This is a genomic window from Micromonospora sp. URMC 106, from assembly GCF_051386395.1.
In the GTDB taxonomy this organism is placed as follows: domain Bacteria; phylum Actinomycetota; class Actinomycetes; order Mycobacteriales; family Micromonosporaceae; genus Micromonospora.
Genome location: NZ_JBPQTP010000078.1, coordinates 1 through 17880, shown reverse-complemented (window position 1 = coordinate 17880; position 17880 = coordinate 1). Strand labels below are relative to the sequence as shown.

Here is a 17880-nt window from a genome sequence, read left to right as displayed (position 1 = left end):
CCGTCCCGCCCTCAGCGCGACCGACCGTGACCGCGCCCGGCGGTCGGCGGGCCCGCCCGTCGGCGATGTCGCACCCGTGGTCCATGATCCTCGTCGTGACGGTGACGCCGGGCCGATCCGGTGGCGCCCGGGTCACGGTGGCGCCGCGTGGCGGCGGACGGGAGGTTCGGACAGTGGCGGACGCGGAACAGGCCGCGTGGAGTCGGCGCAGCATCGCACGGGTGGTGCCGCCCGCGCGGCCGCGCAAGCTGGCCAAGGCGCCCTTCGTGGAGCTGGCCGACGGGCGGTTGCAGGGCGTGGTGTCCAGCGGGTCGGACGTCGAACGGGTCTACGTGTCCTCGATCGCCTCCGGCACCCACGCCTACCACTGCAGCACCAACAACAACCGCCCCTGCGGCGGGCTGCGCGGCGCCCCGTGCAAGCACCTGCACACCCTCGTGGAGGAGGCCGTCCTCCAGTACGGCGTCGACCGGGTCGCCCGTTACCTGCGGGTCGAGGTCGGCGCCGGGGCGAGCACCGGCGCGGAGCTGCTCGCCGCCCTGGACGCGCGGCACGAGCCGACCCCCGCCGCCGTCGTGTTCAGCCGCTTCCTGCGCCACCTGTCCTACCTGGAACTCCCGGGCAGCTCGGCCCCCCTGCCCGAGCTGCACTGGTTCCCGGCCACCGGGGCGGGCCGCTGATGCTCGGCACGCAGCTCGCCGTCCTGTGCGACGGCGCCCCGACCGGCCTGACGGACGCCCTCGACCTCGTCGCCGGCCTCGACGACGCCCTCGTCCGCGGGTTCGCCCGCGTCGGCGAGGACGACGCGGCGGCACTGGCCGCGCTGGCCGGCGCGCTCGCCCCCACCCCGCTCGGCGACCGGGTGGCCGAGGCGGTCGGCAAGGTGACCGCCGGCTCGGTGGCGGAGGAGCATCTCGTCGCCCTCGCCGGTGCCCGGTGCGCGCTGCTCGGCGCGGCCCACGACGCGCTGCTCGGGCAGCTCGACGCCGCCCTGGGCCGGGCCCGCGCCCCGTGGGCGCCGGGCACGCCCGAGCCGCCGGCCGACGCGCCGCCCCCGCTCGCCGGGGCCCGCGCGTGGCTGCACGAGCTGGCGGTCACGGGGTGGGGCGGCGTCGACCACGAGCTCGTCGCCACGGCGGCGGCGCCGATCGAGGCCGCCCTCGCCGAGCCCGGCCTGCGTCGGCTGGCGGTGCTGCTCGACGGTCTCGCCGCCGAGCTGCGGGCCTGCGCGCCGGTCGCCACCATGGCGCATCCGCCGGTGCGGCGCTGGGCCGATCTGTGGGCCCGCGGCCTGCTGCTGGCCCAGGACGCGGCGGCCGCGACCGCGCCGCCCGCCGTCGAGGAGGTCTCCGGGCGGCTCCTCGTGCTCGGCGTCGACGTGCACGAGCACGACACCGCCGTGCAGGCGCAGGTGCACGCGATCCTCGAACCGGCCGACGGCGCCGCGCCCCGGCTGGTCCGTGCCACCGTCGGCGCGGTCAAGGTGGAGACGATCGTCGGGCCCGCGCTGTGGCGCCTGCTGGACGCCCACCCCGTGCTCCTGTCGGCGCTGGCCGAACGGCGGAGCCTGGCGGTCACCGGTATGCCGCTGTGCGGCGGCGACCTGCTCTGGCGCGACGACCGGGCGCGGCCCGGCGAGGCCGCCGACCCGTTCGCCACCGCGCGGGTCCTGCTCTCGACGGCCGTCGCGGCGGCGTCGGCACCGCTGGACCGGCACCCGGTGGGGATCGCCGAGCCCGTCCTGCTGGAGGGCTACGCCGTGCGCGACGACGACGGTGCCCTCGCCGTCGAGCTCGACGGCCACCGGCTCGCCGTCGCGGTCGACCGGCTGCCGTCCTGCGGTCCGCTCACGCCGGACCTGGTCGCGGCCTCCTCGGCGTGCCTCGGCCTGCTCCGGTGGGACGACGGCCGGTGGCTGCTCCAGCCGCTGGCGGTGCAGGCCACCGTGAAGCGCAAGCCGGTCGGCGCGCACACCGGCGACTGGGCGTGCGGGGTCACCGACCCGAAGGTCGCCAAGGTCGACGCCAAGGCGGGCGACGCCGTGGCGGTGCTGCGCGAGCGCGCGGGACGGTTGCTGCGCCGATGACCGACTCCCTCGCTCCCGCGGACCGCGCCGACGCCAACCGGCGCCAGGTGCTCTACTGGCGGCTGCTCGCCCGGCTCTTCGACCCCGACGAGCAGCCCGCCCTGGAATCGGCCAGCATGGCGGTCGTCGACGACCTCGGCCTGCCGGCCGCACTGCTGGACCCGACGGTGTCGGTGGACACCGTCGTCCAGCGCTTCCCGGCCCTCGCCGCCGAGCTTCGCGGTCTGCTCGAACCGGGGCCGGAGGCGGGCGCCGGCCAGCCCGTGGACGGTGGGCACGGCGCGTCCGCCGGGCCGCCCGGCCCCGCCGCCGCGACCGGCACCGGGTCCGACGCCGCTCCTTCCGTCACGGCGGACACCGGCCCCGGTGCCACAGTGGACGCCGACGCCTCCGCCACGGCGGGGGGCGCGTCCGGCGCCGCCGGGCCGGACGGTGCCGGGGCGGCCCCCGCGCCGGGCGCGGCGGAGGTACGCCGTGCCGCGCTGGTGTCGAAGCTGCTGCTCAACGTGTTCGCCACCGGCCACGGGGCGGTCGACGCCGGCCAGTTGGCCCGGTGGCAGTCCGACGCGGGCTGGTTCGAGCAGGCGCTCGGCCTGGAGCCCGGCGGCCTGCGCCGGCAGGGTGGTACCGACGGCCTCGGCGGGGTGCTCGCCGGCCTGGAGGGCGACCTCGTCCGCCGCATGCACCTGCGGGAGGTGCTGGCCGACCCGACGCTGGCCAGCCGGCTGACGCCGAGCATGTCGTTGATCGAGCAGCTGCTGCGGGACAAGGCCAACCTCTCCGGCGTGGCGCTGGCCAACGCCAAGGCGCTGATCCGCCGGTTCGTCGACGAGGTCGCGGAGGTGCTGCGCACGCAGGTCGCGCAGGCCAGCGTCGGCGTCGTCGACCGGTCCGTGCCGCCGAAGCGGGTCTACCGCAACCTCGACCTCGACCGCACCATCTGGCAGAACCTGACCAACTGGAGCCCGGAGGACCAGCGCCTCTACGTCGACCGGCTCTACTACCGGCAGACCGCCCGCCGGGTCACGCCGGCGCGGCTGATCGTGGTGGTGGACCAGTCGGGCTCCATGGTCGACTCGATGGTCAACTGCACCATCCTCGCGTCGATCTTCGCCGGGCTGCCCAAGGTGGACGTGCACCTCATCGCGTACGACACGCGGGCGCTGGACCTCACGCCGTGGGTGCACGACCCGTTCGAGGTGCTGCTGCGCACCAACCTCGGCGGCGGCAACGACGGCCCGGTGGCGATGGCGCTGGCCCGTCCCAAGATCGTCGAGCCGAGGAACACGGTCATGGTGTGGATCTCGGACTTCTACGAGTTCGACCGCTCCCAGCCGCTGTTCGACGGCATCGAGGCGGTGCACCGCTCCGGGGTGCGGTTCATCCCGGTCGGCTCGGTCAACAGCTCCGGCCACCAGAGCGTCAACCCCTGGTTCCGGCAACGCTTCAAGGACCTGGGCACGCCGGTGATCTCCGGCCACATCCGCAAACTCGTCTTCGAGCTCAAGAGCTTCCTCACCTAGGAGAACGAACCCCTCATGTCCGAGATGCTGCGTGCCCCCGCCGAGGCCAAGTACGCCGAGGAACTCGACTTCCTGGAGTCGGTCGACACCGACCCGAAGCCCTTCTCGTGGCGGCTGAGCCCGCGGATGGTCCGATTGTTCATCCTCGGCTCGGAGCGGGCCGACGGGCTCGACCGGGAGATCCCGCAGAAGTGGTTCGGCGACCGCACGTTCGTCGAACGCAGCATCGTGACCCTGGCGTCGGACCGGGGCCTGCTGCTGATCGGCGACCCGGGCACCGGCAAGAGCTGGCTCGCCGAGCTGCTGGCCGCCGCGATCTGCCGCAACTCGACGCTTGTGGTGCAGGGCACCGCCGGCACCACCGAGGACCACATCAAGTACTCGTGGAACGTGTCCATGGTGATCGCCAAGGGGCAGTCCCGGGAGTCCATGATCCCGTCGCCGATCATGACGGCGATGGAGCAGGGCGTGGTCGGCCGGTTCGAGGAGCTGACCCGCTCCACCAGCGACGTGCAGGACGCGCTGATCTCGATCCTGTCGGAGAAGTACGTCTCCATCCCCGAGCTGGACCACGACAACATCGTCTTCGCCAGGCCCGGCTTCTCGATCATCGCCACCGCGAACAGCCGGGACCGGGGCGTGAACGACCTCTCCTCCGCGCTCAAGCGGCGGTTCAACTTCGTCCGGATCCCCGTGGTGACCAACAAGCGCAGCGAGGCGGAGATCGTCCGCTTCCGCACCGAGGAACTCCTGCGCCGGCACCAGATCACGCTCGACGTGCCGCCCACCCTGCTGGACATCCTGTTGCAGAGCTTCGCCGACCTGCGCGCCGCCGCCGCCTCGGCGACCAGCGACGACGAGAAGCTGGAGTCCGCGCTGTCCACCGCCGAGCAGATCGGCGTCTTGGAGGACGCCATCCTGCACAGCCAGTTCTTCGGCGACCGCACCCTGCGCCCCGCGACGCTGGCCGGATCGCTGGTGGGCTCGCTGGCCCGGCGCAGCCCGGAGGACCTGGCGATCCTCAACAAGTACCTGCACGGGGTCGTGGAGCCGCGCGCCAAGCAGGACGGCGGCCCCTGGGAGGGCTTCCTCGACGGCGGTCGCCAGGCGATCGCCGCCCTGTCGTGACCGCCCCCGCCGCGGCCGGGCCGTTCGGCGCGTTGCGCGAGCAGCTCACGGCCGCCGCCACCGCCTTCGCCGACGGCCCGGGCGCCCTCGCCGGCATCCTCGCCGGCATGGTCGACGACGTCGACCGCGCCCTCGGCGAGGAACTGGAGATCTTCCCGGTCTGCCACCACTCGCCGGCCTCGGCGCTGGCCATGGTCCGCCGGCTGCGCGCGAAGCAGCCGAAGGTGATCTACCTGGAGCTCTGCGAGGACCTCCAACCGCTGCTGGCCGAGCTGCGCAACTGCCGTCTCCCGGTGGCGGTGCAGGCGTTCGCCTCCGAGCTGGAGGGCTTCCCGGCAGACTGGGGCCCGCTCAGCGTGGTCGCGCCGATCACCGAGGCCAGCGCCGAATACCAGGCCATCGCGTACGCGCTGGAGACGCCGGGGGTCGAGCTGGTGCTGGTGGACCGCTCCACCGACCACGTCTTCCAGTGGCTGCCCCGCGCCCCCGGTCACGCCGACGAGGCCGCGCCGGGCGGGGACGTCGAGCCCGCCGCGCCGGCGGGGGAGGAGGCGGCCCTGCACGGGGACGCCGTCGGGGTCGAGATCGGCGACCTGCGACCCCGCTTCGCGGAACTCGAGGCGTACCTGCTGCACCACGGCAAGGTCCGGCACTGGTCCGAGTGGTGGGACCAGTACGTCGAGCAGCCGCTGGTCGACGCCGACCACGACACCTACCGGCAGGTGATGGTGCTGATCGGCAGCCTGTTCCGGCGGCTGCGTCCGGCCGGGGCGGAGCGGCAGGACCGCGACGAGGACCGGGAGCGCTACATGTGGACCCGGATCCGGGAGCACCTGGCCGCCTCGGGCGTCGACCCGTCGGAGTGCCTGCACGTCTGCGGGGCGTTCCACGCGGCCAGCCGGGTCGAGCAGTTCGGGGTGCGGGCCGACGCCCCGTACGAGATCACCCCGCGCACCCGCACGCGGTGGCACTACGGGCTGATCCCCTCCAGCCACTCCGCCATCGAGGCGCAGTTCGGGCTCGCGCCCGGGTCGGTGTCGATCGCCGCGGCCACCTGGACGAAGGCGGTCACCCGTTCCGGGCTGTCCCCGTTCCGGTTGGAGGGGCAGCGTGGCAACCGCACCCGGGCCGGCCGTCGCCGCGCCGCCCCGGTTCCCGCGCCCGCCGCCCCCGTCGCCGACCGGCTCTCCGGTTACCTCGGGCGGCCCCCGACGGTGCGGGGCCTCGACGAGGCGGAGCTGCGGGGCTGGTGCGTCGACATCGTCCGGCTGGCCCGGCGCAACGGCTACCTGGCCAGCACCGCCGACGCGATCGCCGTCTTCGAGACCTCGATCCTCCTCGCCGGCCTGCGTGACCGGGCCCGCCCCACGCCGTACGACTTCGCCGACGCGGCGGTCACCTGCATCGAGAAGGACGTCGTCCCGGGGCGCCGCGACGTCCGCCGGCTCTGCGAGATCCTCTTCGGCGGCGACCGGATCGGCCAGGTGGGCTACGAGGCCCTGCCGCCGCTGGCCCGCGACGTCCACGACCGGCTCCGCCCGCTCGGGCTCGACCTGGAGAAGCGCACGATCCAGCGGGCGCTGCTGGACCTGCACGTCGACCCCGCGCTGGCGCCCTGCTCCGATTTGCTCTGGCGGCTGCGGCACCTGCTGCCGCGCGACGCGGTGCGACCGATCATGGGCGAGCGCCGGTTGGGGCACCGCTCGATCCAGGAGAGCTGGGACCTGGCCCTCGGCCGCCACCAGCGGGCGCTGATCGAGCTGGGCTACGAGGGCGTCACCGTCGAGCAGGTGCTGGAGCAGCGACTGCGGCGCGCGGTCCGGGGTCCGGCCGCCACGGCCTCGGTCGCCCTGGCGGCCGTCGAGGACGCCGTCCGGCTGCTCGACAGCCCTCGTCTGGTCGACGAGCTGGGCAACCGGGCCGTGGAGCTGCTCGCCGCCGAACGCAGCGTCGACGACGCCCCCGAGGTGCTGCGCCGGATCCGGCGGCTGCTGGCCCACCACCGCGCGACCGGGCCGCTGCCGGCCTGGTGCGAGGCGTTCGTGACCACCGGGTACGCCCACTACTGCACCCTGCTGCCCACGGCGTTCCTCGACGAGGAGAGCGGGGTCCGCCAGGTCGGCGCCATGCTGGGCTTCCTGTTCGGCATGGAGAGCCTGGCGCTCTCCCTGGGCTGCGACCGGTCCCAGCTCGAACTCGCCGTCGCGCAGTCCCACCCGGAGGCGCCGGCCAAGGTCGCGTTGCTGTGGGCCGCCCGGCACCAGCTCGGCCTGCTGTCGCTGGCCGAGCTGCGCGGGCGGTGCGCCGAGCTGCTCGGCAACCCGCTGGTGGTGCCCGCCTTCCCGCAGTACCTCAGCGGCTTCGTGCAGGCCCTGGAGCCCGCGCCGGGGCTCGCCCCGTTCGTCGTGGAGGTGATGTCGTCGGCGTTCGCGCGGCTGCCCGACCCGGTCCTGCTGCCCTGGCTGCCGACGCTGATCACCACGCTGCGCGACCACGGCCCGGAACTGGTGCCGCTGCTGGTCCGGGAGGCGGGCCGCACCTTCCCCGGGTCGCTGCCCGCGCTGGACGCCTGGGTGCCGCCGTGGGCGGCGGTGTCGGCGTCGCCGGCGGCGCCGGCGCTCCCCGCCGTCGCGTCCGGGCCCGTGACCGCCCTGCTGTGCGGCCACCCGGAGCCGGTCGACGCCGTCGCCGCGCTGCTGGGCTGCGACGGCGGATGGCGTTCGCCGGACGACGCCGGCGCCGCCGTCCCGGCGGGGCTGACCGCGCTGCTGTCCGCCCACCCGGAGACCGCCGGCGCGGTGGCCGCCCTGCTGGAGGTCGGGTCGTGACGGTGCGCGAACGGCCCGGCGAGGCGTCGGGGGGTGCCGCGTCGTGAGGATCGGCGAACTGGCGCGGGTGACCGGCGTCAGCGTCCGCGCGCTGCGCCACCACGAGCAGGAGGGGCTGATCCGGCGCGCGGCGGCAACGGCTACCGCGACTTCGACGACGGCGCGGTCGAGGCGGTCCGGCAGATCCGCGGCCTGATCGAGGCCGGCCTGCCGACCCGGCTCATCCGCGAGATCCTGCCCTACCTCGACAGCCCGACGGACCTGCTGCCGCAGGTGCCCTGCACGCACATGATCGAGCAGGTGACCCGGCAGCGGGACCAGCTCGACCGCCGTATCGGGTGCCTGACCCGCAACCGCGACGCCCTGAGCGCCTACCTGCGGGTCGCCCGGACGGCCGCCGGCGCGGCCGGGGACTGTGCGGACGCCGGATGCGCCGCACCGGCGGGCCACCCGGCCGGCGAGCCGGTCCCGGCCCGGTCCGAGGTGAGCGCTTGACCCTGACGCAAAGGGCAGGGTTCTAGCGTTCGGGCTGCGGTTGACGGACGGCAGGGGCGCCTGATCGGCCTGCACATCGGCGTGCTGATGCAGCACGCGCCGGCGGTCTTCGACGAGCTGACGGCCGAGCTGTCCGCCCTGATGGCCGCCGGGGTGCTCACCCCCGGCCGGCCCACCGTGTACGACCTGGCCGACGGGCCGAAGGCGCTGGCCGAACTGGAGGCGCGGTCCACCGTCGGCAAGCTGGTCCTGCGGCCCTGACCGGGCCCGCACGCCGGGGGCCGCGCGACGGCTCCTGGTGTCGGCCCCGCGACCGGCGCGGGGCCGGCCCAATCCGTCGTGGAATCTTCCGGCGGAGCGTCGATCCGGGCCGGGGCCGTTCGTGTGGAGGATGAGAGGCCGGCGGTGGCGCCGGCCGCAGACGCGAGGAGGCGCCATGAAGCAGTACCTGCTCAGCATCTACCAGCCCGGCGGCGAGGGGACGGTCGACCCGGAGTTCCTGGCCGGGGTGATGCGCGAGCTGGGCGCGATCCGCGAGGAGCTGGAGGCGTCCGGGTGCTGGGTCTTCGGCCAGGGGCTGCACGCGCCGGACACGGCGACGGTGCTGCGCCCCAAGGACGGCGAGGTGCTCGTCACCGACGGGCCGTTCGTCGAGGGCAAGGAGTATCTCGGCGGCTTCACCATCATCCGGGCGCCCGACCTCGACGCCGCGCTGGCGTGGGGCCGCCGGTACGCGCTCGCCACCACCCTGCCGATCGAGGTGCGTCCGTTCCAGGGCGAGGCCGGGGACTGACCGTGCCCGACGTGGAGGCGGTGTTCCGCGCGGAGTACGGCCGCGCGGTCGCCGTCCTGGTCCGCCTCCTCGGCGACATCGACCTCGCCGAGGAGGCGGTGCAGGAGGCGTTCACCGTGGCGGTGGCGCGGTGGCCGGAGACCGGGCCGCCGCCCAGCCCGGCCGGTTGGATCATCACCACGGCTCGGAACCGGGCCGTCGACCGGCTGCGGCGGGAGGCGTCCCGCGCGGACCGGCACGCCCAGGCCGCCCTGCTGCACGCCCGCGACGTACCGGCCGGGGAGGGACCCGTGCGCGACGATCGGCTCCGCCTGATCTTCACCTGCTGCCACCCGGCGCTCGGCCCGGCCGCCCGGGTCGCGCTGACCCTGCGGCTGCTCGGCGGGCTGGGCACCGCCGAGATCGCCCGGCTCTTCCTGGTGCCCGAGGCCACCATGGCCCAGCGGATCGTCCGGGCCAAGGCCAAGATCCGTGACGCGGGCATCCCGTACCGGGTGCCCGGGGACGCGGACCTGCCGGACCGGCTCTCCGCCGTGCTGGCCGTGCTCTACCTGATCTTCACCGAGGGGCACACCGCCGGCTCCGGTGACCGGCTGGTCCGCGACGACCTGTGCGCCGAGGCGATCCGGCTGGGTCGGCTGCTGGTGGAGCTGATGCCGGACGAGCCGGAGGCGCTGGGGCTGCTCGCCCTGATGCTGCTCACCGAGGCGCGCCGCCCGGCCCGCACCACCGCCGACGGTGCCCTGGTGCCGCTGCCCGAGCAGGACCGCCGCCGGTGGGACGCCGGGCTCGTCGCCGAGGGCCAGGCCCTGGTCCGTCGTTGCCTGCGCCGCGACCGGCCCGGGCCGTACCAGATCCAGGCCGCGATCGCCGCCGTGCACAGCGCCGCGCCCAGCGCCGCCGGCACCGACTGGGCGCAGATCCTCACGCTGTACGACCAGCTCGGCGCGTACGCCCCCGGGCCGGTGGTGGCGCTCAACCGGGCCGTCGCGCTCGCCGAGGTGGCCGGCCCGGCGGTGGCGCTGGCCGCCGTCGACCGCCTCGACCTGGCCGGCTACCACGTGTTCCACGCCGTCCGGGCCGACCTGCTGCGCCGGCTGGGCCGGGTGGAGGAGGCGGCCCGGGCGTACCGGACAGCCGCCGAGCGGACGGGCAACGCGGCCGAACGCGCCTTCCTGTCCGCGCGGGCGGCCTCGGCGCACTCCGACGGATAGCGACCCACGGGCGGCGAGGGCTGCCGGGGGGACGTCCGGTCCGCCGTACGACGTCCCGGCGGCCCGCGGTCCGGCGCGTTTCCGGTGCGGCGGGCCGGGAACGCGGGTTGCCCGCCAGTGCGACGCCCGGCGCGTCGCCCGAGGAACGGACGCCGAGCGCCCATGACGTACCGTCCGGCAGTTGCCACCGCGGTGCCCGACCTGGCCGCCCTCACCCTCGGTGTGGAGGAGGAGTACCTGCTGCTCGACCCGCGCACCGGGGAGAGCCTCCCGGTCGCCGACCGGGTGCTCGCCGCCCTGTCCGGCGCCGCCCGGGACCAGAGCCGCCAGGAGTTCCGGCACAGCATGGTGGAGATGGTCACGCCGGTCACCGCCGACCTGGCGGAGTTGCGCGCCCACCTCGTGGCGCTGCGCCGCTCCGCCGCCGACGCGGCCCGCGACGCCGGGGCCCGGCTCGTCGCCGTGGGGGCCACGCCGGTGCACGAGCCGCACCGGACGGTGCCGGACAAACCGCGCTACCACGCCATGTCCCGGCGCTTCGGCCCGGTCGCGCACGATCCGGCCGTCTGCGGCTGCCACGTCCACGTCGGGATGCCCGACCGGGAACTGGCCGTCCAGGTCTGCAACCACCTGCGTCCCTGGCTGCCGGTGGTGCAGGCGATCACCGCGAACTCGCCGCTGCACGACGGCCGCGACACGGGGCACGCCAGTTGGCGTTCGATGCAGCTGGAGCGCTGGCCCAGCATCGGCCCGACCCCGCACTTCGAGTCGGCCGCCGACTACGACGCGACGGTCGACGAACTGATCGCCGCGGGGATCATGCTGGACGCGGCGATGGTCTACTGGTACGCGCGCCCGTCGGCCGCGTACCCCACGGTCGAGGTCCGGGTGGGCGACGTCTGCCCGGGGGTGGACGACGCGGTGCTGGTCGCGGGGCTGGTCCGGGCGCTCGTCGCGACGCTGGCCGACGACGTCCGGGCCGGGGTCGCCGCTCCCCGCATCCGGGACTGCCTGGTCTCCGCCGCGCACTGGCGGGCCGCCCACGACGGCCTGGAGGGCGACCTGATCGACCTGCGCTCCGGCGGTGCCCGTCCGGCCTGGGACCTGGTCGACGATCTCGTCGCCACCGTGTCGCCGGCCCTGGCGCGCCACGGCGACCTCGACTACGTACGCGACCAACTGGCCCGGGTGCGCCGGGACGGCAACGGCGCCACCCGGCAGCGCCGCGTCATGGCGAGCACCGACAACGACGTGCGCGCCGTCCTGGACCACCTCGCCGTCGAGACTCTCGCCTGCTGAGCACCCCGCGCCCCGCCGGTCGCCCCAGGTCCGTCCGGTCGCCCTCGGCGGAGGCCACGGTCCGGGCGGGGCCGGTCGGCGGATGCCGGGGGCGGGCGCCAGGGACCGGTCAGCGGATGTCGTGGGACTGGAGCCAGAGTTCCAGCAGGCCGAGCTGCCAGAGCTTGTTGCTGCCGGCGGCGGCCTGGGCCCGGTCCGGCTCGGCGAGCAGCTCGTCGACGTACTCGCGGCGGAACAGGGCGCGCTCGCGCGCGGCGGGCGCGGCGAGGGCCTCGGTGACGAGCCGCCGGACCGGGCCGTCGACGTTGCGCAGCGCCGGCACCGGGAAGTAGCCCTTCGGCCGGTCGACCACCTCGGCCGGCAGCACCTCCCGGGCGATCTCCTTGAGCACGCCCTTGCCGCCGTCGGCCACCTTGTGCCCGGGCGGGCAGGCCGCGGCGAGGGCGACCAGGTCCTGGTCCAGGAAGGGGGTGCGCACCTCCAGCCCCCACGCCATGCTCATGCTGTCGACCCGCTTCACCGGGTCGTCGGGGAGCATCAGGTGGGTGTCCAGGCGCAGCACCGCGTCCAGCGCGGTGTCCGCGCCGGGCCCGGCCAGGTGCGCGGCGAGCAGCTCCCGGCTGGCGTCGCGGTCGCAGGCGTACGCGGGGCTGACCACCCGGCTCAGCTCGGCGTGGTCACGGTCGAAGAACGCTTCGGCGAAGGCGTCCGCCGCGCCGTCGCGGGGCACCCGGGCCAGCGGTTGGTGGTAGCCGTAGCCGGCGAAGACCTCGTCGGCGCCCTGGCCGGACTGGGCCACCTTGACGTGCCGGGCCACCTGCTCGGACAGCAGGTGGAAGGCGACCACGTCGTGGCTGCCCATCGGCTCGGTCATCGCGTGGACGGTCCGGCGTACCGCCGGGACGAGGTCGTCGTCGGGGAGCTGGATGCGGTGGTGGTCGGTGCCGAAGGCGCGCGCCACCAGGTCGGAGTAGTGGAACTCGTCGCCGGTCTCGCCGCCGCGGCTGTCGAAGCCGATGCTGAACGTCTGCAGGTGGTGCTGCCCGGCCTCGGCGAGCAGCGCCACGATCATGCTGGAGTCCAGGCCGCCGGAGAGCAGGACCCCGACGGGGACGTCGGCGACGAGCCGCCGCCGTACCGCCGTGCGCAGCGCGTCCCCGACCGCGGCCCGCCAGTCCCGCGCGTCCATCCCGGCGTGGGCGGGGTCCCGGACGTAGTCCGGCTGCCAGTAGACGTGCTCGCGGCTGCGCCCGTCCGCCTCGACGACGCGCAGGGTGGCCGGGGGCAGCTTGCGTACGCCGCGCAGGACGGTCCGGGGCGCCGGCACGATCGAGTGCCAGGAGAGGTAGTGGTGCAGCGCCACCGGGTCGATCGTGGTGTCGACGTCGCCGGCGCGCAGCAGCGCCGGCAGGGTGGAGGCGAACCGGAGCCGTCCGGGCGACTCCGCGAGGTAGAGCGGCTTGATGCCGAGCCGGTCCCGGGCCAGCACCAGGCGTCGCCGCGGCCGGTCCACCAGCACGACGGCGAACATGCCGACCAGGTGGTCGACGAAGCGCTCGCCCCACTGCGCGTACGCCACCAGGATCACCTCGGTGTCGCTGGTGGAGTGGAACGTGTGCCCGGCCTCCAACAGCTCCTCCCGGAGTTGGGGGTAGTTGTAGACGCAGCCGTTGAAGACCAGCGCCAGGCCGAGGTCCTCGCGCAGCATGGGCTGCGAGCCCGCCTCGGACAGGTCGATGATGGTGAGCCGGCGGTGCCCGAGGGTCACCCAGCCGTCGCTCCAGAGGCCCTCGCCGTCCGGCCCCCGGGACCGCATCGCCTCGGCCATCCGGGTCACCGCGTCGGCGTCCGGCGTCGCCCCGTCGAACCTCGCCTCGCCACTGATGCCGCACATCGTCAGCAGCCACCTGACTTCCGGCGTACCGGACCCACCGTCACCACTCCCGTCGGCCTCACAGGTGGCGGACCACCCGCTCGCGGGCGCCCGGTCCCGTCCGCAGGACGGGGCGGCTCGGCTACCCGGCGCCGGCCGCGTCAAACCCGGGCGGCGTCCCGGTCGCGGGCGTCGGCGGGCGCCGGGTCGTGGGCGGCCGGTCAGTCGCGCAGCGTACGCAGGATGCGGGCGAGCTGTTCCCGGTCGGCCGGTGCGAGGCTCCCGAAGAGGTCCTCGGCGGCGCTGCGGCGGGCAGCGTGGATGGCCGCGCCGGTGCGCGTACCGTGCTCGGTCGGCGCGACCAGGGTGGCGCGCCGGTCCGCCGCGTCGGGCCGGCGCCGCACCAGGCCGCGCGCCTCCAGGTCGTCCACGACCTCGGTGGCCGAGCGCGGGGCGATGCGGAGGTGCTCGGCGAGCGCGCTGAGCCGCAGCTCGCCGTGCCGGATCAGCACGTCGAGCGCCCGGGACTGGCCGGGTGTGACGTCCCAGGGCGCGAGCGCCTCCCGGGTGCGGTGGCGCAGCCGCCGGGTCACCGCCCAGAACGCGTCGGCGAGCCCGTCCGCCACGCCCTCCGCGTCTCCGGTCACGGGAATACGGTAGCAGCAGGTGCCGTTGTTCCCTCATGTTGAGGCAACCTCAGCATCCCTACGTGAGGAATCGACCCTTGGAACCCACCCCCGTCGGCCGCGACCGCGGCCCCCGCAAGGTCAGCGCCGCCGAGAAGGCCCAGGCCCGTCAGGTGTCGCTGCGGCGCGTCGGCGCGCTCTTCACCCGGCACCGTGGCCCGCTCGCCGCGGTCACCGCGATCATCGTGGTGTCCTCGGTGCTCGCCATGGCCTCGCCCTTCCTGCTCCGCGCGGTGATCGACCGGGCCCTGCCGGAGCGCGACCTGGCCCTGCTGGTCTGGCTCGTGGCCGGCATGGTCGCGGTCGCCGCCGTCACCTCGGTGCTCGGCGTGGCGCAGACCTGGATCTCGACCCGGGTCGGGCAGCAGGTCATGCACCGGCTGCGCACCGACGTCTTCACCCACCTGCAACGGCAGTCGCTGGCGTTCTTCACCCGCACCCGCACCGGCGAGGTGCAGTCCCGGATCACCAACGACATCGGCGGCATGCAGAGCGTCGTCACCTCGACCGCGACCTCGATCGCGTCCAACCTGACCACCGTGGTGGCCACGGCGGTGGCGATGGTCGCGCTCTCCTGGCGGCTCTCGCTGGTCTCCCTCGTGGTGCTGCCACCGGCCATCTGGCTGACCCGCCGGGTCGCCCACCTGCGCCGCGAGATCACCGCGCGCCGCCAGCGCGAGCTCGCCGACCTCAACGTCACCGTCGAGGAGGGGCTGTCGGTCAGCGGCGTGCACCTGGCCAAGACCCTCGGCACCGGCCCGGCGCTGGCCGCGCGCTTCGCCGCCTCGTCGGCCCGCCTGGTCGACCTGGAGCTGCGCTCCGAGTTGGCCGGCCGCTGGCGGATGGCCTCGATGAACGTCGTCTTCGCCGCCATCCCGGCGGTCATCTACCTCAGCGCCGGCCTGCCCGGCGCCGCCGGCACGCTCAGCGTCGGCACCCTGGTCGCCTTCACCGCGTTGCAGGGCGGCCTGTTCCGGCCGCTGATGGGCCTGCTCAACGTGGGCGTCTCCGTGACCGCCTCGCTGGCCCTGTTCGCGCGGATCTTCGAGTACCTCGACCTGCCCGTCGAGGTGGCCGACCCCGCCGACCCGGTCGACGTCGACCCCCGCCGGATCCGCGGCGACCTGCGCTTCACCGACGTCACCTTCAGCTACCCGGGCAGCGACACCGCCGCCGTCGCCGGGATCACCCTCGACGTGCCGGCCGGCACCGGGCTGGCCCTGGTCGGCGAGACCGGCTCCGGCAAGAGCACCCTGGCCGCGCTGGTCAGCCGCCTGTACGACCCGACCAGCGGCCGGATCACCGTCGACGGCGTCGACCTGCGCGACCTGCGCCTGGCCGACCTGGCGGCGATCGTCGGCGTGGTCAGCCAGGAGACCTACCTGCTGCACACCACCGTGCGGGAGAACCTGCGCTACGCCCGCCCCGAGGCCACCGACGCCGAGATCGAGGCCGCGGCCCGCGCCGCCCAGATCCACGACCTGATCGCCGGCCTGCCCGACGGGTACGACACGGTCGTCGGCTCGCGGGGACACCGCTTCTCGGGCGGCGAGAAGCAGCGCCTCGCCATCGCCCGTACGCTGCTGCGCGACCCGCGCATCCTGATCCTCGACGAGGCCACGAGCGCGCTGGACACCGAGACCGAGCGTGCCGTGCAGCGGGCGTTCGACGAGGTGGCCCGCGGCCGGACCACCATCACCATCGCCCACCGGCTCTCCACCGTGCGGGGCGCGGACCAGATCGCCGTGCTCGACCACGGCCGGATCGTCGAGTCGGGCGACCACGACAGCCTGCTGGAGCGCGCCGGCCGCTACGCCACCCTCGCCGCCTGACGGCAGTCGCCGCGATCCTCGCCGCCTGACGGCAGTTGCCGCGATCCTCGCCGCCTGACGGCAGTTGCCGCCATCTTCACCGCCTGACCGCAGCCGACGCCGGCGGTGGTGTCGGCCACCCTCCCCGGGCTGCCGGACCGACGCGCGGACGATCACAATCATCCGGTGCAGCGGCGGGGGTGGAGATGGGGCCTGCTCGTCGTCGTGGCCGCCGTCGCGACGGGCGGGACCGCCTGGGTCTGGCTGCGGTACGACTTCGAGAAGGTCAACTGGACCTGGGGCGTGATCGCGGGCGTCATCGGCGTCTACGTGGTGCTCGACCAGATCCTCACCAACCGGCAGGCCGCCTCGGGCGCGGCGGCGGTGCACCGCCGGGCGGCCGCGGACGAACTCCTCGAACTGGTGCGGCGCGAGCCGACCGACGAGGCCCTGCTGCGGGCGGTCGACGAGCCGTACCCGCTCCCGGTGACCTGGCACACCGCCCCGGAACGGCTGCTGCCGTCCTGGCGGGCCATCGGCCGGTCCAGCGACGCCGGCCCGATGGACCTGTCCGGCCGCCACGGGACACTGTGGAGCCGCTACCGCGGCATCCCGTCCGGACGCCTGCTGGTGCTGGGGCCGCCCGGATCCGGCAAGTCCATCATCGCGCTGCGGATGGCGCGGGAGCTGCCGCCGCACCGGGACGCCGACGCGCCCGTACCCGTGCTGCTGCCCGTCGGCTCGTGGGATCCGACCGCCGAGACGTTCCACGACTGGCTGGTGGACCGGCTCGCCCGGCGCTACACGCCGCTCGCGCCCAGTCATCCGCGCCGGGTGGCGGTGCTGCGGGACCTGGTGGAGACGGATCTCGTCGTGCCGGTCCTCGACGGGCTGGACGAGGTGCCCGAGGAGCAGGTGACCGCCTGTCTGGAGGAACTCAACCAGTTGCCGACGCAACGCTTCGTGCTGACCTGCCGGACCTCGGTCTACGAGAAGTACCTCGTCCAGGGTGAGAAGGTGCGTGGCGCGGCGGTGGTGGTCATCGACCCGTTGGCCCCGGACGACGTGGCGGAGTACCTCGTCGACGCCGCGCCCCTGCACCAGGCCGAGAGCTGGTCCACCGTGGCGGCGCGGATCGGCGGCGACGCGGAGCTGAGCGGGGCGCTGTCCACGCCGCTGATGGTGGCGATGGCCCGGAGCGCGTTCGACCAGCCGGGCACCGATCCGCGCGACCTCGTGCCACTGGCGGCCAGCCGGGGACGCGGCTCCGTGGAGGACGAGTTGCTGTCCCGTGCGGTCGACGCCGCGCTGCGGTCCCGCCGGGGCGCCCAGGGACTGCGCCGGTGGGAGCCGGCGAGGGCCCGCCGGTACCTCGCCTTCCTGGCCGCGCACCTGGAGTCGCTGGACGTGCGGGAGTTCCGCTGGTGGCAGTTGCCGACGGCGCTGCCCCGGCTGTTCTGGGCCGCCGTCGACGGTCTGCGTACCGGCCTGGCGGTCTGGCTGACCCTCGCCCTGGCGGGGGAGGGGCTCAGGTCGGTGGCCGCGGTGGTGACCGATCCGAGGACCGGCGAGCTGCTCACCGCGCTCGCGGAGCACCCCGCGGACCTGGCGGTGGCGGCCGCGGCCGTGGCGGCCGCCGCGCTGGGCATTGGTGGCCGGGAGCCGGGCAGCCGCCCGACCCGGGTGGTGTTCGTCGGCGGGTGGGCCGCGCTGCGCGAGAGGGCGCTCGACGGGCTGTTCCGGGGCGTGTTCTGGGGCTTCCTGACCTGGTTCGTGCTGTGGCTGTTCACCCCGCCGCCCGCGCTGGCCGCCCAGCTCGACCGGCTGCCCGGGCTGACGGGGTGGCCGGTCGAGGTGCGGGCCGGGGTCGTGCTCGGCGTCGCCTGGCTCGTCCTCGTCGGGCTCCGGTCCGCCCTGCGGATCGACTTCGCGGCCCCGGCCGCGGAACTCGGGGCCACCGGCGTGGTCGAGACCGTCCGGGCCGACCGCGCGGCGACGATCGCGTCGGTGGTGCCGGCCGTCGTCGCCGCGCTCGCCGGAGTGCTGGCCGGCGCCGCGGTCCTGTGGGTGACCGGTCTGCTGCCCCGGATGCCACCGCCGCGGGCCCTCGGCTACGCCGGGGTGGGCCTGGGGGTGGGCTGGTG

At 75.3% G+C, this 17880-nt stretch carries 13 protein-coding genes and 1 pseudogene; 12 read left to right on the top strand and 2 right to left on the bottom strand.

Annotated elements, in window-relative coordinates; translation table 11 throughout:
* Positions 1-212 precede the first annotated feature (212 nt).
* The 10 genes and pseudogenes from ACSNOB_RS22160 to ACSNOB_RS22115 all read left to right on the top strand — a co-directional run bounded on the left by ACSNOB_RS22160 (position 213) and on the right by ACSNOB_RS22115 (position 11366).
* Positions 213-680: a hypothetical protein gene (locus tag ACSNOB_RS22160; protein WP_393109207.1), complete on the top strand. Its 468-nt coding sequence runs from the start codon at positions 213-215 to the stop codon at positions 678-680.
* Positions 680-2086: a hypothetical protein gene (locus ACSNOB_RS22155; protein ID WP_436688370.1), complete on the top strand. Its 1407-nt coding sequence runs from the start codon at positions 680-682 to the stop codon at positions 2084-2086. The genes ACSNOB_RS22160 and ACSNOB_RS22155 overlap by 1 nt, the downstream gene beginning before the upstream one ends.
* Positions 2083-3609 (top strand): VWA domain-containing protein, encoded by a 1527-nt coding sequence (locus tag ACSNOB_RS22150; RefSeq protein WP_436688369.1) that lies wholly within the window; start codon positions 2083-2085, stop codon positions 3607-3609. The genes ACSNOB_RS22155 and ACSNOB_RS22150 overlap by 4 nt, the downstream gene beginning before the upstream one ends.
* Positions 3610-3624: 15 nt before the next feature.
* A complete protein-coding gene (locus ACSNOB_RS22145; RefSeq protein ID WP_436688368.1) occupies positions 3625-4737 on the top strand; it encodes an ATP-binding protein in 1113 nt (370 codons plus the stop codon).
* Positions 4734-7565 carry a hypothetical protein gene (locus ACSNOB_RS22140; RefSeq protein ID WP_436688367.1) on the top strand — a complete coding sequence of 944 codons (2832 nt, stop codon included), beginning with the start codon at positions 4734-4736 and terminating at the stop codon, positions 7563-7565. The genes ACSNOB_RS22145 and ACSNOB_RS22140 overlap by 4 nt, the downstream gene beginning before the upstream one ends.
* A 43-nt stretch (positions 7566-7608) precedes the next feature.
* Positions 7609-8060: pseudogene (locus tag ACSNOB_RS22135) on the top strand (MerR family transcriptional regulator).
* Positions 8061-8141: 81 nt separating this feature from the next.
* Positions 8142-8321 (top strand): zinc-binding dehydrogenase, encoded by a 180-nt coding sequence (locus tag ACSNOB_RS22130; protein ID WP_436688366.1) that lies wholly within the window; start codon positions 8142-8144, stop codon positions 8319-8321.
* A 175-nt stretch (positions 8322-8496) separates the two neighbouring features.
* Positions 8497-8853, top strand: a complete 357-nt coding sequence (locus ACSNOB_RS22125) for a YciI family protein (RefSeq protein WP_436688365.1) — start codon at positions 8497-8499, stop codon at positions 8851-8853.
* A gap of 2 nt (positions 8854-8855) precedes the next feature.
* Entirely contained in the window at positions 8856-10067 is a 1212-nt protein-coding gene (locus tag ACSNOB_RS22120) for an RNA polymerase sigma factor (RefSeq protein ID WP_436688364.1), read from the top strand.
* A 162-nt stretch (positions 10068-10229) separates the two neighbouring features.
* Complete coding sequence (locus tag ACSNOB_RS22115; RefSeq protein WP_436688363.1) at positions 10230-11366, top strand: carboxylate-amine ligase; 1137 nt, start codon at positions 10230-10232, stop codon at positions 11364-11366.
* Between the two features lie 109 nt (positions 11367-11475).
* Here the strand turns inward: ACSNOB_RS22115 and ACSNOB_RS22110 are convergent, their stop codons facing one another.
* The gene (locus tag ACSNOB_RS22110) at positions 11476-13260 is read right to left on the bottom strand and encodes an N-acetylglutaminylglutamine amidotransferase (protein ID WP_436688362.1); all 1785 of its coding nucleotides are present in this window, start codon (positions 13258-13260) and stop codon (positions 11476-11478) included.
* Between the two features lie 200 nt (positions 13261-13460).
* Complete coding sequence (locus tag ACSNOB_RS22105; protein WP_436688361.1) at positions 13461-13886, bottom strand: MarR family winged helix-turn-helix transcriptional regulator; 426 nt, start codon at positions 13884-13886, stop codon at positions 13461-13463.
* A gap of 77 nt (positions 13887-13963) precedes the next feature.
* On the opposite strand from ACSNOB_RS22105, the gene ACSNOB_RS22100 reads away from it, so the two are divergent.
* Together ACSNOB_RS22100 and ACSNOB_RS22095 are read left to right on the top strand one after the other, a co-directional pair.
* On the top strand, positions 13964-15757 hold the full coding sequence (locus ACSNOB_RS22100) for an ABC transporter ATP-binding protein (protein WP_436688360.1): 1794 nt from the start codon (positions 13964-13966) through the stop codon (positions 15755-15757).
* Between the two features lie 165 nt (positions 15758-15922).
* The coding region (locus ACSNOB_RS22095; protein WP_436688359.1) for an NACHT domain-containing protein at positions 15923-17880 on the top strand (1958 nt) is incomplete at its 3' end.